The organism is Actinotalea sp., assembly GCF_041597215.1.
Taxonomy (GTDB): domain Bacteria; phylum Actinomycetota; class Actinomycetes; order Actinomycetales; family Cellulomonadaceae; genus Actinotalea.
In genome coordinates this window covers 1-5,711 of sequence record NZ_JBFHHB010000211.1, presented here as the reverse complement: position 1 = coordinate 5,711, position 5,711 = coordinate 1, and the positions used below count along the sequence as shown (strand labels likewise).

Here is a 5,711-nt window from a genome sequence, read left to right as displayed (position 1 = left end):
CTGCTCGGTTCCTTCGTCGTGGGGCTGGCCATCCTGACGCTCGCCCTGACCGGCTGGCGGATGCAGCTCGCGCTGGCCGAGGCGCGCGGTGCCGCCGAGGCCATGCGCCTCTCGCTCACCGACGAGCTCACCGGGCTGCCGAACCGGCGGGCGCTGATGAAGGCGACCGACCACGCGCTCCAGCACCGCGGCCCCGCGTCGATCGTCCTCATCGACCTCGACGCGTTCAAGGACATCAACGACAGCCTCGGGCATGCCGTGGGTGACGACGTGCTCGTCGCTCTCGCCGCCCGTCTCGAACGGTCGGCCCCCGCGGGCGTGCGGATCGCCCGGCTCGGTGGCGACGAGTTCGGGCTGCTCGTGCCGAGCGAGGACGACCTCGACCTCTTCGAGGCGGCCCAGGCGGTCAGGGCCGTCCTGCGGGAGCCGCTCTTCGTCCACGGCATCGACGTCTCGATCGACTCGTCCGCAGGGATCGCCCGCCGCCACGAGGACGATGCCGCGGGTACCGAGCTGCTGCGCCGGGCGGACATCGCGATGTACGAGGCGAAGACGTCACGGGCCGGCGTCCTTCTCTACGACGCCGCGCGTGACGGGCTGTCGCACCTGCGCCTGCAGCGGGGCGAGGCCCTGCGGACGGCGATCGCCGAGCACCAGCTCCTCGCCTGGTACCAGCCTCAGGTCGATGCCAGGACCCGGCAGGTCGTCGCGATGGAGGCGCTCGTCCGGTGGTGGCACCCGGCGGAGGGTCTGCTCCCACCGGCGACCTTCCTGTCGGACGCCCGCCGCTCAGGACTCATGCCTGCCCTGACCGAGGTGGTCATGCACCAGGTGATCGCGGATGCCCGCCGCTGGTCGGACCAGGGGATCAGCCTGCGGGTCGCGATGAACTGGGCCCCGCCCGAGCTCATGGGTGGGCCGCTGCTCCAGAGGTTCTTCGCGGCGCTCGAGGAGTCCGGCCTTCCCGACGGGAGCCTGCTGGTCGAGGTGACGGAGGACTCGTTCCTGACCGACCCGGAGCGCGCCCGGCTCGTCCTGCACGACCTGCGTGCGCACGGGGTCGAGGTCTCGATCGACGACTACGGCAGCGGGTTCTCCTCGCTCGCGTACCTGCGTGACCTGCCCGTCCAGGAGCTCAAGATGGACCGCTCCTTCGTCGCGCCGGTCTCCACCGACGAGCGGAGCCGGCTCATCGTGCAGACCACGAGCCAGATGGCGCGGGCGATGGGGCTGCGGTTCGTCGCGGAGGGGGTCGAGGACGCGCGAGGCGCTGCCGAGCTCGTCCCGCTCGGGGTCGACGTGCTCCAGGGCTATCACATCGCGCGGCCGATGCCTCCCGACGCCGTGGTCCCGTGGGTGCGGGAGTGGACGGCCAAGCACCTCGTGCGCACCGGCGGAGCGCCGAGCGGGGACTGACCCGGCTCGCCGTGGCGGACCGGGTCAGGAGATCCCGGCGAGCGTGACAGGGACCTCGGCCGTGGTGAGGCGCTCGTTCACGTCGAGCCGGAACGCCTCCATCGGCGGGATGGCGAAACCGTCCATCCCCTGGCCGATCGTGACCAAGGAGTAGGCCTCGGGTGCGTTGCGCCGCTGGTTGTCGACCAGCTTGGCGGTGTCCCCGTAGATCGGGGTGCTCGACGGCGATCCCAGGTACTCCGCTGCGCGGGCGCCGGGGAGCGTCCACATCGCCAGGCCGGAGGACTCCAGGAGCCGCCGCACCCGCTCGTCGAGGATCGCCGTGATGGCGGTGATCCTGTTCGCCCGGGTCGCCATGAGCAGTCCGCGGTAGAGCGCGAGCGAGTAGCGGACGCCCGAGCCGGCCGAGGAGCGTCGGGTGCCGATCGTCGCGACGTCCCATGTCGAGCGGAGGTCGAGCCCCGCCGCTGCGGCCGACCGGGCACCATCGACGTTCCACGGGCTGCGCTGGAGGTCGGCGAGGGTCTTGAGCCCCGCGACGCCCCCGGGGGCGAGCAGTCGCATGACCGCGACGACCTCGCCGGCGGAGTCGGTCAGGCAGATGAAGCGGGTCGCGTCCTCGTAGGGCCCGTACTCGTCCTCGAGCTGGGCGCGGGTGTTGCCGTACCACCGCAGGAAGATCTCCGCCTCGCACTCGCGTGTCGCATCCAGGAGGTCACCTCGGGGGTCGAAGTGCATCCAGGTGTCGACCGCCATCAGAACTCCTTGTGGACGATCTTCGTCGCGTTGAACCACTCGCGGGTGAGCTCGACGGCCGCCTCGGCGCGGAACTCCTTGCACGTGTAGATGTCGACGCTGAAGAAGAGCCGGGGCACGTCCCACGCGTAGAAGTGGGCGCCGGAGGTCTCCCAGTGGATCCACCCGGCCCAGCCGTACTGCGGGGACTGATGGGTGACGGGCTCGATCAGCTGGACCATGTCGATCGCCTTGGAGAGCTGCGAGAGGTACTCCTTGATGGACTCCGGCCCGATGGGTTCCGGGCACAGTCCTTCGATGACCAGGCGCTGCCGCCAGATCTCCGGGGCGAGGTCGAGCACGATCTTCTCCTGTCACTTCGGTATGACTCCGCGGAGCTCCGGGGGTCGCCGTGGTCAGTATGGTGCCTTCGTCCACCTCTGAGCAGGGACGTGTGCCCGTGTTCTTGATCACGTTTGTCATGCCGATGTGACTTGTCACACGTTCAGCCCAGTAGTCGCTCCCCGAGGAACTCGCCGTCCAGCGGGCCGGCGGGGACGGCGAGGACGGCCGATCCGACGGGTGTCGTCCACGTGTTGAGCAGGTCGAGCCGGTCGAGGCTGCGCTGGACGGGGAGGTACTGGGTGAGGACGTCGCGCTGGAAGGTGACGAAGACGAGCCCGCTCGATCGCCCGTCCGGCTCGCCGGGATCGTGGAAGTTGTATCCCCGGCGCAGGAAGCGTGCGTCGGGGTCCTCGGTCCGCGCCCGGCGCAGGTGCGCCGCCATGTCGATGACCGGCAGCCCGAGCTCGTCCGTCGCGCCGAGGTCGGGCTCGTCGTGCTCGTCGACGCCGGTGAGCGGCGATCCGTCGGAGAGCCGGCGGCCGATGGTGAACTCGCGTCCGGTGCGGTCCACGAGGTCCCACCCGTCGAGGTCCATCGCGATCCGCCGGACGACCATCGAGGTGCCGCCGACGAGCCACTCGGGTGCGTCGGCCCCGCACCACAGGAGGTCGGCGTCCGCCACGGGGTCGAGGTTCCTCGTCCCGTCGACCTGACCCATGAGGTTGCGCATCGTGGTGCCGGGCGCGGTGGCCCCGGGGCTCGCGCGGAAGCCCTGCTGGGTCCAGCGCGGCCGGACGAACGTGGCTGCCTGCGTCGTGAGCAGGCGGCCGGCGTGCGCGATCGCGAGCGTGTCGTCCGCGCAGACCTGCAGGACGACGTCGCCCCCGGACCACCGGTCCTCGAGCCGGTCGATCGAGAACGGGGGGAGGGGCGCGAGCCAGGGGGGCGCGAGATCGTCCCGGCCCGCGGCGGAGAGGAGTCCCGGGCCGTAGGCGACGGTCACGGTGAGGCGGGCCGGCGTCATGGCGAGCTCCGGCTCGGTGTCGGTCAGGCCGGGCCGGCCCGCGGTCAGGCGCTCGATGTCGTCGGTCCAGATGCGCATGAGGCGCACCAGGGCCTCCCGGTCCACACCCGGCAGGAGATCGAAGGCGAGCCATGCGGCGAAGGACTGCGGCACGGTGTCGACCCCGTGCTGGTGCTCGCCCCGGAAGGGCTCCACGGCACGCCCCACGGCGTCGGCGGCCGCTGCGGGCGAGCGCGTGGCCGTCTGCCAGGCGAGGTGGCCGCCGGCGCCGAGCGCGGCGCCGCCGATCGCCGCGGCCCCGGTCTGCAGGAAGCCGCGACGCCCGATCCCGTCCGTCACGGCGCCGAGGTCGGCATGGGGCTCTCGGACCCGTGCGTGCCGCCCGTCTCGTCCGTCGTCCCGTCCGTCTCGCCCACGTACTCCTCGTTGGCGCCGGTGAAGGTCCGCACGGGTGCCGTGAACGTCCAGCTGCGGTCGTCGTCCGCCACGACGGTGACCTCGACGTCGTCCCCGGGGGCGAGGGGAGAGGTGAGGTCCATGAACATCAGGTGCTCACCGCCGGGTGCCAGCTCGAGGCTGCCCTGGGCCGGGACGACGAATCCGCCCTCCTTGGCACGCATGACCATCCCGCCGCTCGCATCGGTGGCCATCTCGTGGAGCTCCATGAGCGAGACCTCGCTCCTCGCGGCCACCAGGACGACGTCCTCGTCCGAGGAGTTGACGACCGTGCCGAAGGCGGCGGTCATCCCCGAGTCGGCAGCCTTCACCCAGGGGTCGGTGAACGTCAGGGCGCCGTCGGCGGTCGCCGGGTCGGTGGAGGACTGGCAGCCGGTCAGGGCGAGGAGCAGGGCGAGGGCGGGTGCGGCGAACGCCACGGGGGAGCGGTGCATGCGGGACATCGGGACTCCTTCGAAGGAGGGGGCGGTCAGCGCCGACGACGGGCGAGCACGGCGACCAGGGCACCGATCGCCGCGAGAGCGGCGACGCCGATGGCGACGGCGGTGAGGCCGCCGGTGGGTGCGCCGGTGGGTGCGTCGGTGTCGAGGGACGACGTCGGCGTGGGGCTCGGCGTCGGTCCGGGTGTCGTGGTCGGGGCGCTCGGTTCGGCCGAGGCCGTCGTGGTGGGAGCGGGATCGGGGCCGGTGGCCGGGGTGGCCACCTCGAAGGCGAAGCTGCCCTGGATGGGGTGCCCGTCGCCGGAGACCACGCGCCAGGCGACCGTGTACGGGCCGGCGGGAAGCCCGTCCGGGACGCCGGCCGCGATCCTGGTGCCGTCCACAGCAGGCTCGCCGAGAACGACGGCACCCGTCGGTCCCGTCAGCACGAGGGTCGGCGAGATGCTCAGCAGGTCGGCGCTGAACTCCAGGGCGATCTCCTGCGGAGCGGCGTCCAGCACCGCCTCGGGTGCGGGATCGGTCGAGATCAGCTCGTCATGGGCCGCGGAAGGTGCGAGCGGAAGGGCGATCAGCCCCACGAGCAGAGCACACAGGACGGCCGCCCCGCGTGCGGAACGGGAGCGGTTGACGGCGAGGAGGGACATCTCTCTCCGGTCTCAGGTGGTCGGCGGAGCGGGCTGCGCGGGCGCGAGAGCCCTGACCTCGTGGGGAGGCAGGGACGGGTGCGGCGTCCGGGAGCACGACGACACGAGCACGTCGGGTCCGCCCGGGCGTACCTGTCAGGCGAGCGCGAAGCGGGGTGGCCCTCGTCCTGGAAGGTCCGGCCCCACCCGGCGTCCCTGGACCGTCCGTGCCGCGCCGGGTACGAGGTGGGTCCTCGGTGCCGGTCGCGCTGCGCCGGCGGTGGCGAGGACGAGGAGCGACCGCCACCAGGACGTGACGCGGCAGGCCGCCCGGTCGGCGCCGACCAGGAGGGCGACCGTGAGGACCGTTGCGGCCACGTGGGCCACGAGCATGGAGGCGCTCGGAATCATCGCGTGGTGCGCCGCACCGACGACCGTCTCCACCCCGTGGTGACCGGGAACGGTCACGCTCGTCGGTCCTGCCCCGGAGAGCCAGGAGAGCGCGAGGTGGACGGCGACCTGGACGGCCGAGGCCCACAGCAGGAGCTCGACGGGGCGGAGGGTGGCGCGGGAGACGGGCCGTGCGGCGAGCAGGGCCAGTGCGCCCAGGGCGAGGAGCAGGCGGGCGTCGGGTGGCGATCCGCCGCCGAGGAGGTGTCCGCCGACGGCGAG

General features: G+C 72.6%; 7 protein-coding genes. 1 reads left to right on the top strand and 6 read right to left on the bottom strand.

Annotated elements, in window-relative coordinates; genetic code table 11:
* The coding region (locus ABWK99_RS12945) for a putative bifunctional diguanylate cyclase/phosphodiesterase (RefSeq protein ID WP_372595117.1) at positions 1 to 1,416 on the top strand (1,416 nt) is incomplete at its 5' end.
* A 24-nt stretch (positions 1,417 to 1,440) separates the two neighbouring features.
* Here the strand turns inward: ABWK99_RS12945 and ABWK99_RS12940 are convergent.
* From ABWK99_RS12940 to ABWK99_RS12915, 6 genes are all read right to left on the bottom strand, one after another.
* The gene (locus ABWK99_RS12940; protein WP_372595116.1) at positions 1,441 to 2,172 is read right to left on the bottom strand and encodes a hypothetical protein; all 732 of its coding nucleotides are present in this window, start codon (positions 2,170 to 2,172) and stop codon (positions 1,441 to 1,443) included.
* Entirely contained in the window at positions 2,172 to 2,513 is a 342-nt protein-coding gene (locus ABWK99_RS12935; protein WP_372595115.1) for an S-adenosylmethionine decarboxylase, read from the bottom strand. The genes ABWK99_RS12940 and ABWK99_RS12935 overlap by 1 nt, the downstream gene beginning before the upstream one ends.
* 143 nt (positions 2,514 to 2,656) lie before the next feature.
* Positions 2,657 to 3,859: a Dyp-type peroxidase gene (locus ABWK99_RS12930; protein ID WP_372595114.1), complete on the bottom strand. Its 1,203-nt coding sequence runs from the start codon at positions 3,857 to 3,859 to the stop codon at positions 2,657 to 2,659.
* The gene (locus ABWK99_RS12925; protein WP_372595113.1) at positions 3,856 to 4,419 is read right to left on the bottom strand and encodes a copper chaperone PCu(A)C; all 564 of its coding nucleotides are present in this window, start codon (positions 4,417 to 4,419) and stop codon (positions 3,856 to 3,858) included. Before ABWK99_RS12925 ends, ABWK99_RS12930 begins: the two co-directional genes overlap by 4 nt.
* A 26-nt stretch (positions 4,420 to 4,445) precedes the next feature.
* Positions 4,446 to 5,060 carry a copper resistance protein CopC gene (locus ABWK99_RS12920; protein ID WP_372595112.1) on the bottom strand — a complete coding sequence of 205 codons (615 nt, stop codon included), beginning with the start codon at positions 5,058 to 5,060 and terminating at the stop codon, positions 4,446 to 4,448.
* Positions 5,061 to 5,195: 135 nt separating this feature from the next.
* Positions 5,196 to 5,711, bottom strand: a 516-nt coding sequence (locus tag ABWK99_RS12915; protein ID WP_372595111.1) for a hypothetical protein, incomplete at its 5' end; no start/stop codon positions are given.

Bases quoted from the DNA above. Each gene is read 5' to 3' on its own strand.
- ABWK99_RS12940 (WP_372595116.1), bottom strand. From the start codon at position 2,172: ATGGCGGTCGACACCTGGATGCACTTCGACCCCCGAGGTGACCTCCTG.
- ABWK99_RS12925 (WP_372595113.1), bottom strand. From the start codon at position 4,419: ATGTCCCGCATGCACCGCTCCCCCGTGGCGTTCGCCGCACCCGCCCTC.
- ABWK99_RS12920 (WP_372595112.1), bottom strand. From the start codon at position 5,060: ATGTCCCTCCTCGCCGTCAACCGCTCCCGTTCCGCACGCGGGGCGGCC.